The organism is Pseudarthrobacter sp. MOO13 (assembly GCF_058267655.1).
Genome location: NZ_CM177848.1, coordinates 780,339 through 800,143 on the forward strand (window position 1 = coordinate 780,339; position 19,805 = coordinate 800,143).

16 protein-coding genes and 1 pseudogene are annotated in these 19,805 nt (G+C 57.2%); 7 read left to right on the top strand and 10 right to left on the bottom strand.

Features of this window, described 5'->3' with window-relative positions; translation table 11 throughout:
* The first annotated feature begins 4 nt into the window (after positions 1 to 4).
* The 4 genes from paaD to galU all read left to right on the top strand — a co-directional run bounded on the left by paaD (position 5) and on the right by galU (position 3,554).
* Positions 5 to 529 carry a 1,2-phenylacetyl-CoA epoxidase subunit PaaD gene (gene paaD, locus AC4EEO_RS03650; protein ID WP_491339905.1) on the top strand — a complete coding sequence of 175 codons (525 nt, stop codon included), beginning with the start codon at positions 5 to 7 and terminating at the stop codon, positions 527 to 529.
* Positions 530 to 539: 10 nt separating this feature from the next.
* On the top strand, positions 540 to 1,766 hold the full coding sequence (paaE, locus tag AC4EEO_RS03655) for a 1,2-phenylacetyl-CoA epoxidase subunit PaaE (RefSeq protein WP_491339906.1): 1,227 nt from the start codon (positions 540 to 542) through the stop codon (positions 1,764 to 1,766).
* Between the two features lie 24 nt (positions 1,767 to 1,790).
* Positions 1,791 to 2,570 (top strand): enoyl-CoA hydratase/isomerase family protein, encoded by a 780-nt coding sequence (locus tag AC4EEO_RS03660; RefSeq protein WP_491339907.1) that lies wholly within the window; start codon positions 1,791 to 1,793, stop codon positions 2,568 to 2,570.
* Positions 2,571 to 2,663: 93 nt separating this feature from the next.
* Entirely contained in the window at positions 2,664 to 3,554 is an 891-nt protein-coding gene (gene galU, locus AC4EEO_RS03665) for a UTP--glucose-1-phosphate uridylyltransferase GalU (protein WP_026264556.1), read from the top strand.
* Between the two features lie 10 nt (positions 3,555 to 3,564).
* On the opposite strand, the gene AC4EEO_RS03670 is transcribed toward galU, so the two are convergent.
* From AC4EEO_RS03670 to AC4EEO_RS03685, 4 genes are all read right to left on the bottom strand, one after another.
* Complete coding sequence (locus AC4EEO_RS03670; RefSeq protein WP_491340392.1) at positions 3,565 to 3,969, bottom strand: VanZ family protein; 405 nt, start codon at positions 3,967 to 3,969, stop codon at positions 3,565 to 3,567.
* A 355-nt stretch (positions 3,970 to 4,324) separates the two neighbouring features.
* A complete protein-coding gene (locus AC4EEO_RS03675; protein WP_491339908.1) occupies positions 4,325 to 4,927 on the bottom strand; it encodes an LPXTG cell wall anchor domain-containing protein in 603 nt (200 codons plus the stop codon).
* A gap of 171 nt (positions 4,928 to 5,098) precedes the next feature.
* The gene (locus tag AC4EEO_RS03680) at positions 5,099 to 6,826 is read right to left on the bottom strand and encodes a DUF4012 domain-containing protein (RefSeq protein WP_491339909.1); all 1,728 of its coding nucleotides are present in this window, start codon (positions 6,824 to 6,826) and stop codon (positions 5,099 to 5,101) included.
* Between the two features lie 190 nt (positions 6,827 to 7,016).
* A complete protein-coding gene (locus AC4EEO_RS03685) occupies positions 7,017 to 8,447 on the bottom strand; it encodes a sugar transferase (RefSeq protein ID WP_491339910.1) in 1,431 nt (476 codons plus the stop codon).
* A gap of 497 nt (positions 8,448 to 8,944) precedes the next feature.
* Here AC4EEO_RS03685 and AC4EEO_RS03690 point away from each other — a divergent pair, with 497 nt between their 5' ends.
* The 3 genes from AC4EEO_RS03690 to AC4EEO_RS03700 all read left to right on the top strand — a co-directional run bounded on the left by AC4EEO_RS03690 (position 8,945) and on the right by AC4EEO_RS03700 (position 12,575).
* Positions 8,945 to 10,123, top strand: a complete 1,179-nt coding sequence (locus AC4EEO_RS03690; protein ID WP_491339911.1) for a glycosyltransferase — start codon at positions 8,945 to 8,947, stop codon at positions 10,121 to 10,123.
* A 47-nt stretch (positions 10,124 to 10,170) separates the two neighbouring features.
* Positions 10,171 to 11,442, top strand: a complete 1,272-nt coding sequence (locus AC4EEO_RS03695) for a lipopolysaccharide biosynthesis protein (RefSeq protein WP_491339912.1) — start codon at positions 10,171 to 10,173, stop codon at positions 11,440 to 11,442.
* A 251-nt stretch (positions 11,443 to 11,693) separates the two neighbouring features.
* Positions 11,694 to 12,575, top strand: a complete 882-nt coding sequence (locus AC4EEO_RS03700; RefSeq protein ID WP_491339913.1) for a glycosyltransferase family 2 protein — start codon at positions 11,694 to 11,696, stop codon at positions 12,573 to 12,575.
* Between the two features lie 137 nt (positions 12,576 to 12,712).
* On the opposite strand, the pseudogene AC4EEO_RS03705 reads toward AC4EEO_RS03700, so the two are convergent.
* The 6 genes and pseudogenes from AC4EEO_RS03705 to AC4EEO_RS03730 all read right to left on the bottom strand — a co-directional run.
* Positions 12,713 to 12,961: pseudogene (locus AC4EEO_RS03705) on the bottom strand (IS21-like element helper ATPase IstB); the annotation flags it as partial.
* 15 nt (positions 12,962 to 12,976) lie between these two features.
* A complete protein-coding gene (locus AC4EEO_RS03710) occupies positions 12,977 to 13,327 on the bottom strand; it encodes a Mu transposase domain-containing protein (protein ID WP_491339914.1) in 351 nt (116 codons plus the stop codon).
* Positions 13,328 to 14,732: 1,405 nt separating this feature from the next.
* Positions 14,733 to 15,992: a hypothetical protein gene (locus AC4EEO_RS03715; RefSeq protein WP_491339915.1), complete on the bottom strand. Its 1,260-nt coding sequence runs from the start codon at positions 15,990 to 15,992 to the stop codon at positions 14,733 to 14,735.
* A gap of 33 nt (positions 15,993 to 16,025) precedes the next feature.
* The gene (locus AC4EEO_RS03720) at positions 16,026 to 16,589 is read right to left on the bottom strand and encodes an acyltransferase (RefSeq protein ID WP_491339916.1); all 564 of its coding nucleotides are present in this window, start codon (positions 16,587 to 16,589) and stop codon (positions 16,026 to 16,028) included.
* A 33-nt stretch (positions 16,590 to 16,622) separates the two neighbouring features.
* A complete protein-coding gene (locus tag AC4EEO_RS03725; protein WP_491339917.1) occupies positions 16,623 to 17,585 on the bottom strand; it encodes a glycosyltransferase in 963 nt (320 codons plus the stop codon).
* A gap of 195 nt (positions 17,586 to 17,780) precedes the next feature.
* Positions 17,781 to 19,301, bottom strand: coding sequence for a tyrosine-protein kinase domain-containing protein (locus tag AC4EEO_RS03730; protein WP_491339918.1), 1,521 nt, complete (start codon positions 19,299 to 19,301; stop codon positions 17,781 to 17,783).
* Between the last annotated feature and the right edge of the window lie 504 nt (positions 19,302 to 19,805).

The following is a 19,805-nucleotide window of genomic DNA, read 5'->3' on the forward strand; positions in this document are numbered from 1 at the left end:
TGCCATGTACATCTCGGACTTCGAAACCCGGACGCAGACGCCCCGGCAGAAGGCGTGGGACATCGCCGCCACGGTGGTGGACCCGGAAATCCCGGTGCTCACCATCGCGGACCTGGGGATTTTGCGGAAGGTCGACGTCGGCACGGACGGAAGCGTCACGGTCACCATCACGCCCACGTACTCGGGCTGCCCGGCCATGGACGCCATCCGGGATGACCTCTACACGGCCTTCAAGAAGGAGGGCTACGGGGACGTGCACGTGGACCTGGTCCTGGCCCCGGCGTGGACCACTGACTGGATGACGGAGGCCGGCAAGCAGAAGCTGCAGGAGTACGGCATCGCCCCGCCCAGCGGCCACTCCAAAGCCGGCGGCCACTCAGGCCCCATCCGGCTGAGCCTGGCGGTGAAGTGCCCGCAGTGCAACAGCCTGAACACCAAGGAACTCACCCGCTTCGGTTCCACGTCCTGCAAGGCGCTCTATGTGTGCCAGGACTGCAAGGAACCGTTCGACTACTTCAAAGTCCTGTAAGGAACCCCCCATGCCTGTTGTCCGCCAGACCGCCGCCGAAGAGGCTGAGGTGACCGGCCGCCGTCGTCCGTCCTTCCACACCCTCACCGTGCAGGAGGTGCGCCGGCTCACCGATGACGCCATCGAGGTCAGCTTCCACGTCCCCGCGGAGCTCGCTGGCAAGTTCGACTACCTGCCCGGCCAGTACGTCGCCCTGCGCACCACGCTGCCGGACGAGGACGGCGAGCCGAAGGAAATCCGCCGCAGCTACTCCATCTGCGCCGAGCCGCGCAGCTTCGAGGACGGCACCAGCGAGATCCGGGTGGCCATCAAGAAGGACCTGGGTGGGTTGTTCTCCACCTGGGCGAACGCCGAGCTGAAGGCCGGGGACACCTTGGACGTGATGAGCCCCATGGGCGCGTTCGTGTCCAAGCACGGCCGCGACGGCGTGGCCGTGGAGCAGAACGTCATGAATTCGATGAACCACCCCGAAGACCTCGCGGGGGAGGCCGGGAACTTTGTGGCCATCGCCGCCGGGTCCGGGATCACCCCGGTGATCGCGATCGCCCGGACGCTGCTGGCCGCCAATCCGGAGACCCGGTTCGACCTGATCTACGCCAACAAGGCCGCCATGGACGTGATGTTCCTGGAGGAGCTGGCGGACCTGAAGGACAAGTACCCGCAGCGGCTGGCCATCCATCACGTGCTCTCCCGGGAGCAGCGGATCGCGCCGCTGCTGTCCGGCCGGATCGATGCGGAGAAGCTGCAGCAGCTGCTGGGTACCGCCCTGCACGCGGACGATGTGGACGAGTGGTTCCTGTGCGGGCCGTTCGAGCTGGTGCAGCTGTGCCGGGACACCCTGGCCGAGCGCGGGGTGAAGCCGGAGAACGTCCGGTTCGAGCTGTTTACGTCGGGCAAGCCGGACCGCCCGGAGGGCCAGGCCGGCCGCCCCGTGGTGGTGGACGAGTCCAAGGAGACGTACAAGATCACGTTCAAGCTGGACGGCCTGCAGGGCGAGGTGGCCAGCCCCACGCACGCCCGCGAGTCCATCCTGAACGCGGCGTTGCGGGTCCGCCCGGACGTGCCGTTCGCCTGCGCTGGGGGAGTGTGCGGCACCTGCCGGGCCAAGGTGGTCACCGGCAGCGTGACCATGGACGAGAACTACGCGCTGGAGCAGGACGAGCTGGACAAGGGCTACGTGCTCACCTGCCAGAGCCACCCCACCAGCAAGGAAGTCACGGTCGACTTCGACGTCTAACCCGTTTTCACTACAAGGAGCCCCATGATTTCCCTTTCCATCGGCAACGGCATCGCAGAGGTCGTTCTGGACGCACCGCACAAGCTGAACTCGCTGGATGAGCAGGCGCTGCGGGATTTAACCCAGGCGTACGACGACGCTGCTGCCGCCGCCTCGCGCGGTGAGGTGCGGGCGCTGCTGCTGAGGGGAGAGGGCCGGGCCTTCTGCGCGGGCAGGGACATCGCCGGGGTCACCCCGGAAAGCGACGACGCCGCAGCCTACCTGGGCGGGCTGGTGGAGCCGTTGCTGAAGAAGATGGCTGCGTTCCCGGCGCCGACGTTCGCCGCAGCCCAAGGCGCATGCCTGGGCGTGGGGCTGGGGCTGCTGCTGGCCACGGACGTGGTGTACGTGGCGGAGAACGCCAAGTTCGGCTCGCCCTTTGCCAAGCTGGGCGCCACGCTGGATTCGGGCGGGCACTGGTACTTCACGGAGCGGCTGGGCATGCACCGGACGCTGGACCTGATCTACACAGCGGACCTGATCTCGGGGGCCGAGGCCGTGGCGCAAGGCATGTTCAGCCGTGCCATGCCGGCGGCCGAGCTGCTGGACTCCACCCGGGCCATCGTTTCGCGCGTCGCTGCCGGTGCCACGGGTGCCTTCGTTGCCTCGAAGGAGCTGGTGGCACACATCCGCGACCAGCGCCTGGGCCTGTGGCAGGCCATGCAGGAGGAGAACGAGGAGCAGGCGCGGCTCTGCAAGACCGCGGACTATGCGGAGGGTTTCCGGGCTTTCCAGGAGAAGCGCGAACCCCAATTCCGCGGTTGAGCCTGTCGAAACCGAACCGGTCGAAAACCACCGAAACCCGGTCCACGAAATCATAATTGCCCGCCGCTCCATCAAATTTGTTAAGGTTCAGCTATGACTATGGGGAGAGCTATCACCAAAGCCGTCATTCCTGCTGCCGGATTAGGAACTCGTTTCCTGCCCGCCACCAAGGCAATGCCGAAGGAAATGTTGCCGGTGGTTGACCGCCCGGCCATCCAGTACGTGGTTGAGGAAGCGGTGGATGCCGGCCTCACTGACCTGCTGATGATCACGGGCCGCAACAAGCGTGCCTTGGAGGACCACTTCGACCGCGAGCCCGGCCTGGAGGCTGCGCTGGAGGCCAAGGGGGATAAGGACAAGCTGGGCATGGTGGAGTACGCCTCCAACCTGGGTCCCATCCACTACGTCCGCCAGGGCGAAGCCAAGGGCCTGGGCCACGCTGTGCTCTGCGCCCAGCAGCACGTAGGGGACGAGCCCTTCGCGGTGCTCCTGGGTGACGACCTCATCGATGAGGCTGAGAACCTGCTGGGCACCATGATGGAGGTGCAGCAGAAGACCGGCGGTTCGGTGATCGCCCTGATCGAGGTTGACCCCTCGCAGATCAGTGCCTATGGCTGCGCGGACATCTCCGTGGTGGAAGGCGAGGACTACGTCCGCGTCAACAGCCTGGTGGAGAAGCCGGCGGTCGCGGACGCACCGTCCAACCTGGCCGTGATCGGCCGCTACGTGCTGCACCACTCGGTGTTCGGCGTCCTGGAGAACACCGCTCCGGGCCGGGGCAACGAGATCCAGCTGACCGACGCCCTGCAGACCCTCGCGGCCGGCGAGGGCGAAGGCTCCGGCGTGTACGGCGTGGTCTTCAAGGGCCGCCGCTACGACACCGGCGACAAGCTGAGCTACCTCAAGGCCGTCATCACGCTGGCGTCCGAGCGAGTGGAGTTCGGCGAGGACCTGAAGACCTGGATGAAGGGCTTCGTCGGGTAGTCCCGGCGTTCTATTGTTTTTGGGAGGCTCGTTGCCGGATGGCGGCGGGCCTCCCTTTTTGCATGGCCAGGAGTGCCAGCAGGGCGCCGATGACAGCGCCTGACGTGTTGGTCATGACATCTGACGGGCTTGCAAAGCGGCTGTGAAGAAACAGGAACTGTCCGAGTTCGATGCAGCCGGAAACGAGCATTCCGAAAGCTCCGATTTGCCACCATTTTTTGCTGGGAAATGCCAGGGCGGCAACGAAACCAACAGGAATGAACAGGCCAACGTTGGCGGACCGTTCCACAAAGTCGTAGTTAAACCAGCGGGGAATGCCGTGGTGGTGGAGGAAATTCAACACAATGGCCAGCTGCCCTGAGACGGGCTGGTCCACGGGCGTCGGCCAGAAGGCGACAAGCGCCAACGGAACCACCATGGCCGCCAGGATGAGCTGCCACAGCCGGTGGTTGTTGAGGATTCTCAAATGGGCCTCAGGACGTCCGTAGAAGGGCAAAAGCGGCGGTGGCGAAGGCGCAGGCCGCGAGGAGAACGAGAAGGGCGTAGCCGAGCACCTGTGGGCGGGGGAGTGGGACGATAAAGTCGTATTCGCGTGGTGCCCTGCGCCAATGTCTCCCCATAGCCCTAATAGTTACCACAAAACAAGCGTTGCCTTGGCTTGTCGAAGTCAAGGTTGCGGGAACCCGCAGCATCAACCCCAAAGCAAAAGGTGGGTGCATCTCCGTTTCCGGAGATGCACCCACCTTCGTTGGTGCTAGGAGTTGCTGCGGTTAGGCGGCAACCTCTGCCTTGGCGCGGCGGCGAACCACCACAACGGAGGTTGCGCCGGCGGCCAGTGCGCCTGCGCCCACCAGGGTCCACAGGATCAGGCCGGAGTCGGCGCCGGTGTTGGCCAGGCCGCCCGTGTTGGCCAGCGGAGCGCCGCCGGCGTTGCCTGCAACGGTGCTGCCGGTGTTGGCGAGTGCTGCGCCAACCTTGACAACTACGGGGCCGACCGTGATTCCGGACGTATCGCCCTTGGCGGTGACCGAGTACGTACCGGCTTCGCTGATGGCCAGCGGAACGGAGATCTTGCCCTGCGCGTCAGCTTTAGCAGAAAGCGTCTGCGGAGCCTGGAACACAGGGATCTTGGCGGACACTGCGGTACCGCCGGCGTTTGCGGCGCCGGAGGTTACAACGGTGATGGTGATGGTGACGGTTTCACCGGGCAGGAAGCCCTGGGCGGTGAAGACGAAGGTTTCGCCCGGTGCAACGGTTCCGTCAGAGACGCCAGCTGCCGGCGGAAGTGCCGGGTAGGTTGCGGCCATGGCAGGCGCGGAACCAACGAGTGCTATTGAGCCCGCAAGTGCGAGTGCGGCGAGTGTTTTCTTCATGTGTGTCCCCCCGGAGACGTTTCAGTTTTGATTACCCGATTTTGGGGAAATGTCCCCTCCGCACGAGACCATGTGCAGAACTACGGATAGATATCCCAGATAGAAGGTACCATCCCGGATCGGTTGTAACCAACCTCAATCCAGTCGGTTTACATAGTGTTAACGCGACCGTCACTGGCCTTGATCACAGGACGCGTTTTCCGCCGGAAGGACAACGTCCTTTACAGGCTGGACCGTCGGTGTGACAACCACGTTAGGTTCCGTGTGTTGAACGATCTTCCCGAAAGTGAACTCCACCGTTTTGCTTTCGCCTGGAGCAAGCTGTTGGGCAACGACACCCACCGGTCTGTTCGCATGGATGTAAGGAGCAAAAGGAGTCTTCTGGCCGTCAACGGTGGCTGACTCCACGTTTGCTTGTGCAGGGCCGTAGGCGACGACATTTGTTTGGACCGTACCCGGTGCGACTCCAAAGGCGCCTGCACCTGTGACGTAAGCGGGAAGTGAGGTGGCAGCATCGCTGGGCGCCGTGTTGGCGCTGGTCACTCGAACCGTCGTCTGTTCGTAGCCGTCTGCGGGACACTCTTTGATGAGCTGGACGGTGCGTTTGACGTAGTAGTCCATCTTGGCGCCTGTCCCGTCATTGAAGTACACGCCGAACTGAGCAGGGGAAACGCTGGGTCCGGAAATAGAGCCGCTCAAGGAGTACTTTGCGATCACGGCTTGTTCTGACGGCCGAGTTGACCACATCAGGACACGACCCTCTTCAGCTCCACGGGTGAGCCCAGTAACGAGGCCCTTCGCATTCCCCTTGCCATCGGAAAGAGCAGAAAAAACCTCCTTCGCTACGCTGGCAAAGTAGGAATCCTGCAGTTTCGGCTGCTCGATTTTAGAGTAAACATCTGATAGTAGGGTGCGCACAACATTGTTACCTGAGAGTTCGGTCGGCAGTCCTGCAGCCTTCACAGCGGCCAGTTCCGGGCCCGAGATAGAAACCGGTCCCGTGGACTGGAGGACATAGCTAAGAAGGACAGGGTCAACTGAGATAACCCCGTCAACTTTCTGATGCATTGCTCCCTCCCACATCGTCGCTGCAGTGGCAGCAGCTGTAGGGAAGTCAGGCGTGAGGTTTACATCCTGCATATACTTGCCGACGCGTCCCGAAAAAATTGCTCTCTGTTCATCGTCAACCGGTATGACCGGATCAATTGCTCCAAGCGCAGAGGCGCTGCTCTGTTTGCCCAAGGTGAGCTTGCCTCGGTCGGCGCTTAGAACTGCAAGTGCGCCTGGAATGCCTCCAGAAGCTCGCAGCTCGGCGTTATTTTGAACGATAAGGAGATAGGTCCGCGGTGCTTCGCTTCCGAGTAAGGACGGAACAAGCGACGCTGCATCCGATGCACTGTTAAGAGTGTGACTGATCTCCTTGAGTCTCTTCCTAGCGTCGTTTATGGGAATGCCAATTTCAGGAAGAAGCGCCGCGGTGTCGATCTGGTCGAGCTTCGCAGATGACACGCTAACAGCATGCGTAGCTGAGGCGATGCGGGGTGCGGCGTCGCCGATTTTCTGCAGGCTTTCGCCACTGCTATTGGACACAAGATTGTGCCAGTCAAACGATTCAAACACGCTAGACAAAGGAGTGACACCAAGCACTGCGATGTCGTTAGCAGATCGCGCAAGTTCACCTACCGCGCCAAAATTTGCTCCTAGGACCGGTATTGCGGAGGCCGCGTTCCACAGCGGGTCATCTGCTGCTGCCCGAGCGGTGCCAGTGTGAGCTCTAAGTTGACCCACGACAGCTTCGACCCTACCGTGGTCGTCCTCCTTGATGGCATTTTCAAGTTCGGAAGCCAGGGTCGTAGCAGCCGTAAGCTCTTGCCGCACCACACGTACTTTGTCTGCCACGTGAGCGGCAGCTAACACAGCAAGGACGAGCCCAGAGCTTACTACTAGCGCCCAAACGAAAAAGCGATGCTTCGTGTGCCGACGATGATCCTTGCGTGTCCTAACCAGTGCAAAACGCTTTGGTCTCACGGTTTGGTCCTCATAGTTCATCTGTCCGAAACTCCGGTTCCTATATAGATTGGTGACATCATCAATAGGCGCCGGTACTGAAAAAAACAGCTCTGACAGTGCGCAAAATAATGAGTAGATCTCCTGCGAGAGACCAGTTCTCCACGTAGTACAGGTCGAGTCGAACCGAGTCCTGCCATGACAAGTTAGATCTTCCGCTTACTTGCCAAAGCCCGGTGAGGCCCGGCTTCACCAGGAGCCGGCGACGTACATCCTGCTCGTACGCTTCAACTTCCTTAGGTAGAGGTGGCCTTGGACCCACCAAGCTCATGCTCCCAACAAAGATATTGAATAGTTGAGGTAGTTCATCGAGACTGTAACGCCGCAACACTCTGCCGATGCGCGTGACACGCGGATCGTTCTTCATTTTGAAGAGCACGCCATGCCCCTCATTCCGATGCTGCAGTTCTGAAAGTTGCTGCTCGGCGTCCATAACCATGGACCTAAATTTCAACATATTAAATGGGCGTCCCTCTATCCCGACTCTCTCTTGTCTGAATAAGACGGGTCCGCGACTGTCGATCTTGACCAGCACGGCGACCAAAGCCATCACGGGGGCCAAAGCCAAAATAATGAGTCCCGATACTGCAATATCAAAGAGGCGCTTTGCCACTCGCTGCCCCCCTTCGAGGGTTGGCGTGGTGACGTGGATCAGCGGAAGGCCGGAAACTTGTTGGGTATGGATCCTGGGGCCAGCAATATCAGTGAGGGCAGGGGCCATGATGAGTCCAACATTTCGTGCTGCCAATTCCCAACCCAGATGCCGCAGCGTCTGAGGGTGTAGTTGGACTCCGGCTGAAAGCGCCACCGCATCCGCTTTACACTCTTCGATTGCATGCAAAATAGACGCAGTGTCCGGACGATGCCCCAAAACATGGAGCCCTGAACGTGGCTCGATTATGCTCGACTCTGGATAACCAGGGATGTAGGCAGCAACTGGCTTATAACCAGACCTTTTCGCTCGCTCGAGACTTGATGCCAAGTGAGCCACCGCTCCGGGGCCACCCATTAGCATGAGTCGAGAAATACTCGTTCCTTTCAATCGATCGACATTCAGATGCTGCCGCAGATACCAACGGGAAAGAAGAAGCCCGCTGAGGCCGGCGGGCAAAGCCACTCCTACATAGCCTCGTGCCACATCGATCCGCAAAGCGTACGAGACGATAGCTATCAAGCCGAAGAGCCATAGCGACGCAGCAGCAACACGCTTGTACTCGTCACTTCCACTGCCCAGTATTCGGGTTTCGCGGCTACTCCAAGCGCCAAGCATCAACCACCAGATGGGGGCCAAAGCCATGGACAACAGCAGATATGTTGCGTCCTCTCGAGCGGCGCTTGGGTCAAAGCCGAAGCGTACTATGTAGGCGCCCGCCACTGCCCAACTGACTACTGCTGCATCAGCCGCAGCGAGCCGCCGCGAGTATTTTCCACGCCAATCTAGCGCACGTCTCATCAATCCCCCAGTGCCCTTAGGTGTTCACAAATCAGAATACTTGTCCAGCACCTAGGCTTTGACCGTCGCGCGCTCTCAGGTGAAGCTGACCGACTAGATTCTAGCCCGGAGGGCACTAACTACGATCCGCTCAGATGTGTGCTACCAGCACTGTGATAAAAATGGCGCTGCGCCGGAGCATTTTACGAGCTGCCAGCGAAAGCTGTGGCGCCCCAAGTGCAGCTCGAACCGGCATCCCGACGAACCTGCTCCACGCCATCAAATGGACATGCATGACGTACATGCATAATATCTAGCCAGTAGTCCTCTCCTCATCAGTCTCTAAGAATGGGGAGTCCGTAAGCCGCTCAGCGAGTAGGAAGCCCAACCTCACGACTAGTGATGTCGGCTCTTCCGCATGATGCTCAGACCACAGTAACGGCGCGACCAATGTATGCCCCCATGTGAGTTCCTGACATCATTGTGAGTTGCTGTCACATACCAGGGGGAATGTTACCGTGACAATCTTGTTCATTGCCGATGACTCCCTTTTTCCAACCAATAGTGGTGGCCGGGCGGAAGCCCTAGGGGAGTGCCAGGGGCTACTTGAACAGGGCCTGAAGATCAGGCTCATTGTCTCTCATCGTCTCGACATAACGGATGAAGACAAAGAACTTCATCGAAGCATCGATCCAGATGTAGTGTTTGTCAAACGGACGTCCGCTTTTTATGCAACGATGCGCTGGCCACACCTGCCCTACCAGTTGTCTAGCCGTCGCATGGATGAGAGTCTAGTCGGGCGGCTCATAAAGACCGGGGCGCCGACGGCGATTATCGCCTCACACGAGTGGACCCTCGGACTGGCAGGCGTAATTGCAGATGCCTTGGGGGTACCTGTGCTTTTGCGTAGTCACAATGACGAAGTTCAATACATGCGAAGCCTGGCTGCTGATGCAACCGGTGTGAAACGGTGTTACTACACCGCCGAGGCGATTCGGCTCAAGTGGGCCATGCCGAATCTGCTTAGTAGAGTGCAAATGGTCGCGCTGCTTTCCTCCACAGATAAGGGCCCATACAAAGCTCTCAACGCGCCCACCACTGTCGTTCCTCCTGTGTTAATCGATGCCCCTGATCACAATCTCCACCGCCCCAGGATAGCTCCAAAGTCAAGCGAGTTGTTGTTTGTAGGTTCACTTGACGCCCCTCACGCAGTACACGGACTTCGTTGGTTTATATATTCTGTTCTGCCTAAAATACGAAAAAGACTACCGGATGCGAAGCTAGTTATTGCTGGACGGCGGGCGAGTCAATCGTTGAAGCGCGAACTGAGTTTGAATGAATCAGTTTCCTTTTTAGGGGAAGTTTCAGATCTCGAAAGGTTGTTCGCTTCTGCTCGCATCTTTATCAATCCCGTTTTCGGGGGAAGCGGCGTCAATATGAAGGTCGGTCCGCCGAGTCAACGTGGTATACCCGTCGTAACAACTGTTATCGGAGCTCGAGGGTTAGATGCCATCGCAGCCGGGCTGAGTATTGGCGATGATCCAATCCTTTTTGCTCAACACTGCGTGGATCTATTGTCCGACGACTCGTTGTGGTCTGCAAAGTCTCACACTCTACGAACTAGAGTAGTCAAATTTTCCCCTTTGTCATCCGGCGCCGCTTTAGATTCGCTCATAAACGAAATATCGCTGAAGTGACTGACTCTTTGAGATTCAAGGTTTGTCGGCGTGGCAGGTAGAAGCTGATGACTGCCACGTTAGTCTGGTCTTTTATAGAGCGAATATTGCCGCGTGTTGCGACAGCTGGATTAATGTTCCTAGCCGCACTTTTTGTTTCGCCCGAGGTGCTGGGTCTTTATACTTGGGCCATCCTCGGGCTTACTTTCCTACAGTCGGTTTTTGATGTTGCAGTTCGGCAAGTTGCTGTTGGTGCCCTACAGTCTCGAGCAGGAACGAGATTTCTTAGGAGATACACGCGAGCGTTTGGGCTAGTCGGCCCATTGGCGCTCATTTTGATTGTGCTATTACTGATGGGTACTCACTCCCGGTCACTGCAGTCCGATATTTTGGTACTTGCTCCACTTGCATTGGCGCCGATGGCAATGGCCGTGGCCACCAAGCCTGTGGCCCTACTGCAGGCGGCTGGCCATTGGAGGACGCTGGCTTCGCTTCAGGCGACGGCCGCATTACTTTCCCTTCTTATAAGCCTTCCCGTACTACTTCTCACCCACAACATTTTTGGCTGCGTACTCCAGGTCACTATCGTTGAAATATTCTTGGCTTTGGCACTGGTCCGAAAGGTGCGAAATGACAAAGCCTTAGGTTCCCAGCCCATTCACGGCAATGTTGCAACACTAACTAGGATTGCTGCGCAATTCCGCGCTGCCTCCGCTTATTCAGCACTAGGGTGGGGACAAGGCCAGTCGGACCGGATCCTGGTTGGCTTCTTTGCAGGAACGGCTAAATTAGGCCAATACAACCTTGCTTGGTCTGTATCCCGCAGCTTAGGCGATGCAATCGTCAACGCGACGGTCAATGTGGTTCGTCCCCGGATCCTGGATGGCCATTCTCCCGGTACTATCGGACGACTTCTTTCTAGAGCAAGCATGCTAATAGGTGCCACGATCGCCACAACCATCTTGGGGACGGAATTTGTTCTCAAACCGATCCTAGGGACCAGTTGGGTGGACGCTCTGCAAGCAGTCCCGATTATGGCATTATGTACGTTTCCGCAGGTCTTGGCATATTCATCCACGATATACCTGACGAGACTTGGGCGACTCAAAGCTGGTCTACCGGCTAAGTTCCTCGGTCTTGTACTCGCGGTTCCAATCGCTTTTGCTGCGACTAGCAGTCTTGCCTTTGCCGCTTGGCTAGCGGTAGCACGCGAAGTGGTAGTGATGGTCTGGCTTGTCTGGCTAGTCCGCGGTTCGTTACCTCCGAAAGTGCTGCCAATAAGCGGAATATGGTTTGCTGTAACGACTATAGCGGTCATTATTTTTACTGTTTTGCGATGAGTTTAATTTAATGCGGCCGGTTGATCCAGTATGACCTTAAGGGCATGAATCATACGGCGATCAATGGGTCCTGCAGTTGGCCTATCGGAGTACACCTAGGAACGAGCGCCGTTATCGACTACGTTGTCCCATGCTCAATTGCGTGTGAGGAGGTGATTTTGAATCATCGAAACCTGCACTCGATCATGTGTTACTGATAATCCGTGAACCACGGCAAGTTGACGATGATCTCATCGGAAGGAGACAAACTTATGACTACACCTAATTCCTCAACTACAGGTCGTCCCGGGTTTTCGGTTGTGATTCCGTGCCTAAACGGAGAGTTAACCTTAGAGCGGCAACTGCGGGCGCTTGCACGGCAGACCTACGCTGGGCCCTTTGAGGTTTTGGTTGCTGATAACGGATCAACTGACTCCACACGTGATATCGTTGAGAATTTTGCTGAACACTTTCCGCAGCTGCGTGCTGTTGACGCTGGTAGTCGTAGAGGAATAAATCATGCGCGGAATCGTGGTGTGCAAGAGGCGCGCGGCGACTTCATTGTTTTTTGCGACGCTGACGACGAAGTGGACTCTGAGTGGCTTTCCCACATTGCAAAATCAGTTGCCGGCGGCACGCTCGCATTTGGTGGCGCATTGGATCGTCGGCTTCCATCAGGGGAGCGCGTATCGATTGAGCGAACCTTATATACGATGTTCTGGAATATTCCTTGGCCCGTGGGTGCAAATTGCGGTTTTGCGCGATCGATCTACGAGGTTGTAGGTCCCTTTGACGAAAGCCTCGTCGGTGGCGGTGATGAAACGGACTACTTCTGGCGGATTCACTTTGCCGGGTATAAGACTGAACTGATCGAGACTGCTATTGTCAAATACTACTTACGAGATAACTTGCGTCAGGTGTACCGCCAAGCAAGGAACTATGGTTCATCACACGTAAAGCTTTATGTTAAATACCGTAACCGGGGCATGCCGCGCGCTAACTTGCGGCGATCCTTGACCATTCTTTTGTATAGCCTTTTTAGGGCTGCCTTCTCTTCTTCCGGGTCAATACATCGTCGGAAAGCCGTGGAACGCTTAGGAGGACAGGTTGGACGTGTCCGCGGGAGTATCCGCGAGAAGGTTTGGTACCTGTAGCTGACTAGGCGCCGAAGTGTGATAGGTCTTCGTGATTCGAATCCCTGCTGCAGGTGCCCCGGCGCTCGGACTACACCAGATGCCTCCAGACCAGCTCTTGGGGATTCTGTCGTCCGCTACGGCCAGCGCGTGCCGTGGTGGTCGAAGTTGAAGTCGTCGAGTGATTTCCGGCCCGGGAAACCAGCTGCCCGAGCCCTGATCTCGGCGCCGGGGGCTTCCCTGGCTGCGACTTCCCGGGACAGCATAGCAGCGAGGTATTTCTCGTGCGTCCAGCCTCCTTCACGGGCCGGATCCGCGAGCCGGGTCGCTGCTTCGCGGATCCGGGGTGCTTTCATCGCACGGGAGTAGTACTCGATCTGGCCTACGGTTCCGTTAGCGGCCGGCATCAGGCAACCTGCCCATCATCCAGGACAACCCCGAACGCCCGGTCCGTAGTCCGCTAGGTCCCGCAACCCGGTTGTTTCGCCGACTGGGTGAGGGTTCTGGAAGGCCTTCCGCAGTCCCCTTGCCGCATTGGTGTGGTCCGGGATGCTGATGGTCAGAGCGGCGCCCCCAGACCGGGGCGGGTGCCACCCGGTCTGCCGTCCAGGCTGATCCACAGTGGCGAGATCCGCGATGACGTCGACAAACCGGCCGATGGCCTGCGAGTGGACGGAGTAGTCGTTGGATCCCATCCGGACGTAGTAGTCCCTCGGCAGCCGGACCCTTGCGGTGAAGCCGCTGACCGATGGAACCGGCGGCAGCGGCAGCATTGACGTTTTGTCCGCAGCGGGCAGGTCCGCCGGCGGTTGTCGGTCCTCCTAACTAGCCGGGCGTTGGCCTTCGGCGGCCACTGGCCGAGCTGGTTGTTGAAGTCCTCCGGAGAGGTGAAGGCCCGCCCGGGTAGGTAGGACGTTTGCATGAACTGGCTGGCCCGCTCCACCACGCCATTGCTCTCGGACCGTAAGGTTTGACCTGCAGGATTCGGGTGGTTAAGATACCGGCGAAGGCCGCGACTCCGGCGGCGTAGCTGTTCCGCCGGCCGATGCCCGTTCCGTTGTCCCAGATCAGCCGCCGCGGAACCGCACCCAAGGATCCGAGCAGTTCACACATCCCGGCCAGCAGATCTCCGGTCATCCGGGACCGGAGATCTGCTGGCCATGATGAACCGTGAATGCGAGAACACCATTAAAAGCACCGGCAACACCCTGGCTTTGCCGGGACCGACGGGTATCCGCACCTCCGGAAACCACAGATCGCACTGCGCCTGATCCCCGGGCTCGTAGATCCGGTCAGGAGGATCAGCCGGGGCATACTAGGGCCTGGCCAAGTTCTCCCGGGACTAGTCCGCAGAACCAGACCTGCCAGCCCCTTCAGCCAGCACCGTCGCCGGCATCCGCGGACTCTCCACCAGCAGCGCACGAATCGCCGGTTCCACAGCCTTGATCCCGGAGTCCTTCGGCGCTCGAACGTAAGTTGGCGGACCGTCAAGCTCCGACTCCATTCGCGGCCGTGTTCGTGGAGATCCCAACCGCGCATATCGACCTCGTCGACTCACCCTCGGCCAGACGCAACCGCCGAATACGCGCCCAATCTTCCACCGTGATCACCCACCCCTAGTTTGGAACAGGTGACTCCGTTTTCAACCGTCAAAATGGCTTACCTTCTGACCGTCACCGACATCTGCGATCGTGATCCGTTCTGATTCGAAAGGAACCGGGCGGAGATAGCGGCGGGCCTTTAGCAAGAGATGGGGAAACACTTTTTATGCCGCCGGAGCTGAAAGGATCCAACCGGGCGTGCCGTCTTCGAGTTCACGAGATCTGGCTGATCCACAACCCTGCAGGTCTCAGAATTGAATACACCCTGTTTCAGCAGCTAATCATAGGAGGCCCATGAAGCGTACTTTAGAGGGGCGTCTCAGGGCCTACTTGGTCTTCTAATCACTGCCAATTGCACTTTTTACAGGTCTAGGTGTTGCAACAACCAGTAGACACCAAGCCGTCGACGGCGGGCGATCGGCATAGCGCAGTCTTGGCCTTCAGGCGGTCTCCGGCTATTAGGTCTACAGTTGATCGATTCCGGCTGCTGTCTCGCTGGGAAACCAAGCCATACCAGACATCATCCTGCACTGGCGCAAGACCAGGTAAAAACGGCCATTGCCTCAAGCGACCCAGGTCAGGCGCTAACCGTAACCAACGGCTTGATCCGGTTGCTACTTTCAGTTATAGGTTGGCATAGGCACCAAAGAAGGATCGCTGAAGCTGGCTGGCCTAAAGCCCCCGATAGAGCAAAAGTCATAGCGAGCAACGTCAGCCGTGAAGCCAAGCTAAGGTTGGCGCTTTTGTATATAAACAGAGCGACGGCCACGGTTGCGGCGACCCCAAGTATAAGCCCATATTCAATAATCATTTTCGGGGTAAATGTATAATTAACACCGGCGCCATACGCAAGCGAAGTCACACTCACGCCGCCCGGTCCAATTCCAAAAAAAATAGCTTCAGGACTGTCAAAACCAAATTTGGCCAGATGCTCCCAAGGGTCAACGAATCTAAAAGAAGCGGACGTTCCGTCAGACTGAAACTCAGCACTCCTAGAGAACATAGTGTCACCGAGGCCGCTTACAGCCATGACGAATGTGCCGAGCCCTAGAGTCAAGAGGCAAAAGATTCGCTCCACACGTCTTCCGGTGATTGCTATGCCAAGGAGTCCCACTCCTAAAGCTAAAAGTCCAGTGCCGGAACCCGTAACGAGCACTGCCACTACAAATGCAGGCGCGAATAAAGGTTTTGAACGAAAGCTTGTAATTGCGCCCAGCGCAAAGAATTGAGAAGCAATGCTTGGTTCTAGGAAAACCATTCCGTTGGAACGAATGAGGCCTACAAATCCTGGAATCTCAAGGCTGGCCCGATGGACGTAGTTGGGAATTATTATTTGCTGCGGCATTATAGACATCAGATCTATAAATGGGCCACCAATTATCTGCACCGAGAACTGCAGGATTGCGACGACAGCGAAAGCCCCAACGACCCATATGAATGTGCCCGTCACGGCACGGGTAAGGGATTTGCTAGGAGGTATCACGAACAAGAACGGAAGCCAGCACGCCGTTACGTAGATTAAGGAGAAGAGAGACGGAGACGTTGTTGTCGAAATAAACCATGGACCCAGAGATATGGCCACTATGAACGACGCCCCAGCAGCGAAGCCCAAACGTTTGAAACCCAGAGCGATATGGCCCCTTATCCATAGAAATAATATGATCAGCCACAGAAGGCCGAGTGACAGAGGGACTCCAAAGCCAGGTATTGTAATCTGTTGGAAAATTATGGATGCTGCTAGCAGGAAGCAGATGGACTTTGTAAGTAAGGGGCTTGCTTCTGGCTTCTCAAAAGCTGTTGAGAGCCTCAACAATTTGTGGTCGGTAGAGTCCTTCACTGGGGCAGTATCTCGCTTACTCAACAAGGTCTACTACCACCAAAGGAGTTTGCTGGAACTTGCCCTCAGAGTGTACTGATCCACTTTCGGTCTGGAAGCTAGTATCCTCGCGGGGTTGCCACCTGCAAGGGACCACGCAGGAATGCTTTTGGTCACCACGGAGCCGGCGGCCAGCACTGCACCTGCACCCACGGAAGTACCGGGGATGATGATCACACGAGCGCTCACCCACGAATGGTCTCCTACATCCACAGGAGAGGCAGTGTACGCAAAATCGGATGATCGCCAGTCATGCTGCGCGGTCCAAATCTGCACGCCAGAGTTGACACTCACGTGGTCCCCAATGGTTAGATTTCCCCGAGCATCCAGGATGACGTCCTCGGCGATATAACAGTCATTACCAATTTTTAGGCGCCTAGCGCTTCGCACCTGCAGGCCATGGTGTATCGCCACGCCTTTGCCTACTTGGGCACCCCACAAACGGAGTACCAGTGTACGCAACCTGCTCGATGGTACAAAGCTTGCAAGCCATATGGAGTTCACCTCCACAGAGGAAACCAATCTCCGCAAAGCTTTCATGGGCACGAATTTCGGCATATCGCAATCCTAGAATTAATCTTCATCTTCTTGTCAGCGCTTTGGGGAGGACGCTTCTAAAAGTAATTTGCGAAGTTTGGACACGAACGCCTCTTGGGAGAAGCTCTCCGCATGGGCGCGGACCGCCCGGTAGTCCCATTGAATCCCTCTTAGTCGACCGAGGGCGTTCGTAACGCTTGTCGTTGTGTGCTCATCAAAAAGTACGCCTGTGCGGCCATCTTGAACGGTCTCCCGTGCGCCGCCCCCCGCGTAACCTACGACGGGGGTACCAGCAGCCATTGCTTCAAGCGGTACCATTCCGAAATCATCGGCACTTGGAAAAATCAAGGCCTCGGCATTAGCAATTATGCTATTCAACGCTGGGCCATGTTGCTTGCCTACAAATGTCACATTCTTCGGAGCGGATTGTTCAAGGAAATTACGGTCTCGACCGTCTCCAACTACCATCAGCCTCAAATCAGGGTTCTCACGAAAAGTCTCCATGAGAAGCCCAACCCGCTTGTAAGGCTCCACTATTCTACCTACCCATACAAAGTAATCACGCTTGGGATCTTCTACTGGGTGAAATAGGCGCGTATCAATGGGCGGAGGTACAATCGCATCCGGTTCCCGCCCCCAATACTTTCTGATTCGCTCGGCTACTATCTGATTTGTGGCAATAATTAACTCCGCCTCATTTGCGGCTTTTTTATCAATGTACCTGAAGGGTTGAAGAACTACTTTAAGCAATCTTTGCACGAGTGCATTTTTCGGAAAGTAGTCTTCAACGCCGCTATATATTTGCCTAAAAGGTGAGTGGCAATAAATAGCTTTAAAGCCCTTCGCGCGACGAAGATGAGCGAGCGCATATGAAGACGCAAGTAGGTTACCTGAAGTGGGCGGAATTAGTCTTAGTATCGGGTAGAGAGCGGGTGCAAGAGTGCGAACGATAGATCCTGAAAAACGATCCATCGGAAACAGCATCTTGATGTGATTCTTGTCGGCCTCTGGAAACATCCGATACGTGACCTCGGAGTTGCCGCTGATTACCCAGGGGGATGATCCACTCAACACCTCTGAGGCCAGGACCTCTGTACACTTTTCGGCTCCCCCCCAGGAATGTGAGAAATCATGGGTAATGGTCCACGAAGAGGTCTTCAGCATTTTAGGTCTACTCTGCCTTCGGAAAAGCACTTTACTCGGGTCCACATTTTATTGCCGTCTACTTGTTCGAACAGGGAAATTGGCGGCACTGCGGGCATCCGGATCCGTCTCATGAATGCTGTGGCCCTGCATAATATCAGGGTCTGACCGGTGGAGTCGGTCTAAGTTAGCCTCGACAGTGGCGCGTGCAACGTTTCCACGATCTGCTGAGGAGTTGGGCGTGCTGTATGACGTGTAGCTGTACGCGTAGGCATCCGGCCCCTTTGCAGGAAGGCGGTTGAGAACGACTCCTAGTAGGTTGGCTCCGACCAGTTGCAGTGCGTTTACGGAACGCTCGAGCTCCGGCAGTTTGAGTATTTGCACACCTACTACCACGACAACGCCGCCAACAAATTGCGACAACACGGCAGCGTCAGTAACCGGGAGCAGGGGAGGGGCGTCGATAATGACGACATCGAATGCCTCCTCCAAACGCGACAGTAGGTCTTGCATTGCTTGGGAACCAAGCATTTCGCTAGGATTTGGCGGGATTTGCCCTGCCGTTAGAACGTAGAGCGAGTCTTCGCCCCACGGATGCAACAAGTCGTTCACATCGGTTTTTCCAAGAAGAGCGGTGGTTAGGCCGAGGCTTCTGTCTAGGCCAAGGTATTCATTCACCATCGGCCGTCGCAGGTCCGCGTCGATCAAGCAGACGGACTGACCTGCCTGAGCTAGTGCTATTGCCAAGTTTGTCGCGGTGGTGCTCTTGCCTTCGCCTGGCAAGGATGAGGTGACAAGAACGGAGCCTGAAGCGCCCGAGACGTTTGCAAATTGCAGGTTCGTACGAAGTTGCCTGAACGATTCTGCTCTCGGGCTTTGGGCCGCCACCTGCGTTAGCAGAGGAAATTTGGAGGCATCCTGATCGAACGCAATGCCTCCAAGAACCGGTGCTGGGGTAACGCGAAGGAGGTCGGACTCACCACGTACGCGGTTGTCCAAGAGCGTCCTAACTATGGCAGCGCCGATGCCTGCTGCTATTCCAGCGAGGAGGCTGATTATGAGGTTTAGTCGCGTATTTGGCGATGAGGGTGAGGAGGGTGCAACCGCGGGCGTGATGATTGACAGACTTACGGGGGAGACCCCGCCTGCTTTCGGCCTTTCCAGGCTCTCGACTGTCTTTACTAAGCTATTCGCAATTCCCTGAGCGATGGCTGCCGCTTGTGCGGGAGACTGATCTGAAACTTCAATTCTGATCAGGACAGTGTTTAGGTCTGCAGAGGCTCTCACGCGTTTGGCTAACGTAGGTGACGACTCCTGCAGGCCCAGCTGGTCTATGACCGGCTGCAATACGGCAGGGGTCGTAACAGTTTGAACATATGACTTCACGCGCGCCTGACTGAAGGTGTTGCCTTGCTGCAGTTCCGTTATGCTGCCCGACCCTTGTAGGGCTACGAAAAGCTCCGTCTCGGCAGTGTAGGTGGGCTTTACCAGAATTGATGCAGCACCCCCCACCAGGAGGCCAGCCAACGCTAGGGACGTGATGAGTAGCCAGTTGCGGCGCAATAGGCGTAGATACTCGTGCAGATCCAAGTCTAGGCTCCCCGTGTGTAGATAGCTGGAGGTAGCCAAATGGTCCCCCACCAAACCGGCCAAATTTGCCGTCTTCAAGATTCTACCTGTTCTCAATATCGTGCTTGCCTAGCGGACGATGCCGAGGCTCCAGTGCGACGCGATGACTGGTCCCTGACATTGGGTCTCGGATACCGGGCGAGTAGTTATCTGCTCGAAAAGCAGGTATCGACTACCCTAGGCCTTCACTCCTGAGCTTTATAAGCTGCCCGCATGTCCCGTCATGGTCGTCGGCAAAAGTACTCTTGGCAGCGATATCTTCTTCGTCTCCAAGACGTTCTCAATCAGCGCAGCCTTAGACTAGGGAGAGCACGAAGCTGTAGTGGGTGTGAGGGTCCTTTTGTTCGGAACCGCACTTACAAGGGTCGTCTTTGCCCTGACTGCGCCCTCCACTTCGATATTGAGAAGTTTGGCCGGAGGCTTGCGTCTTACCGCAGCGACTAACTCTGGAGTCCGCTGGTTCCA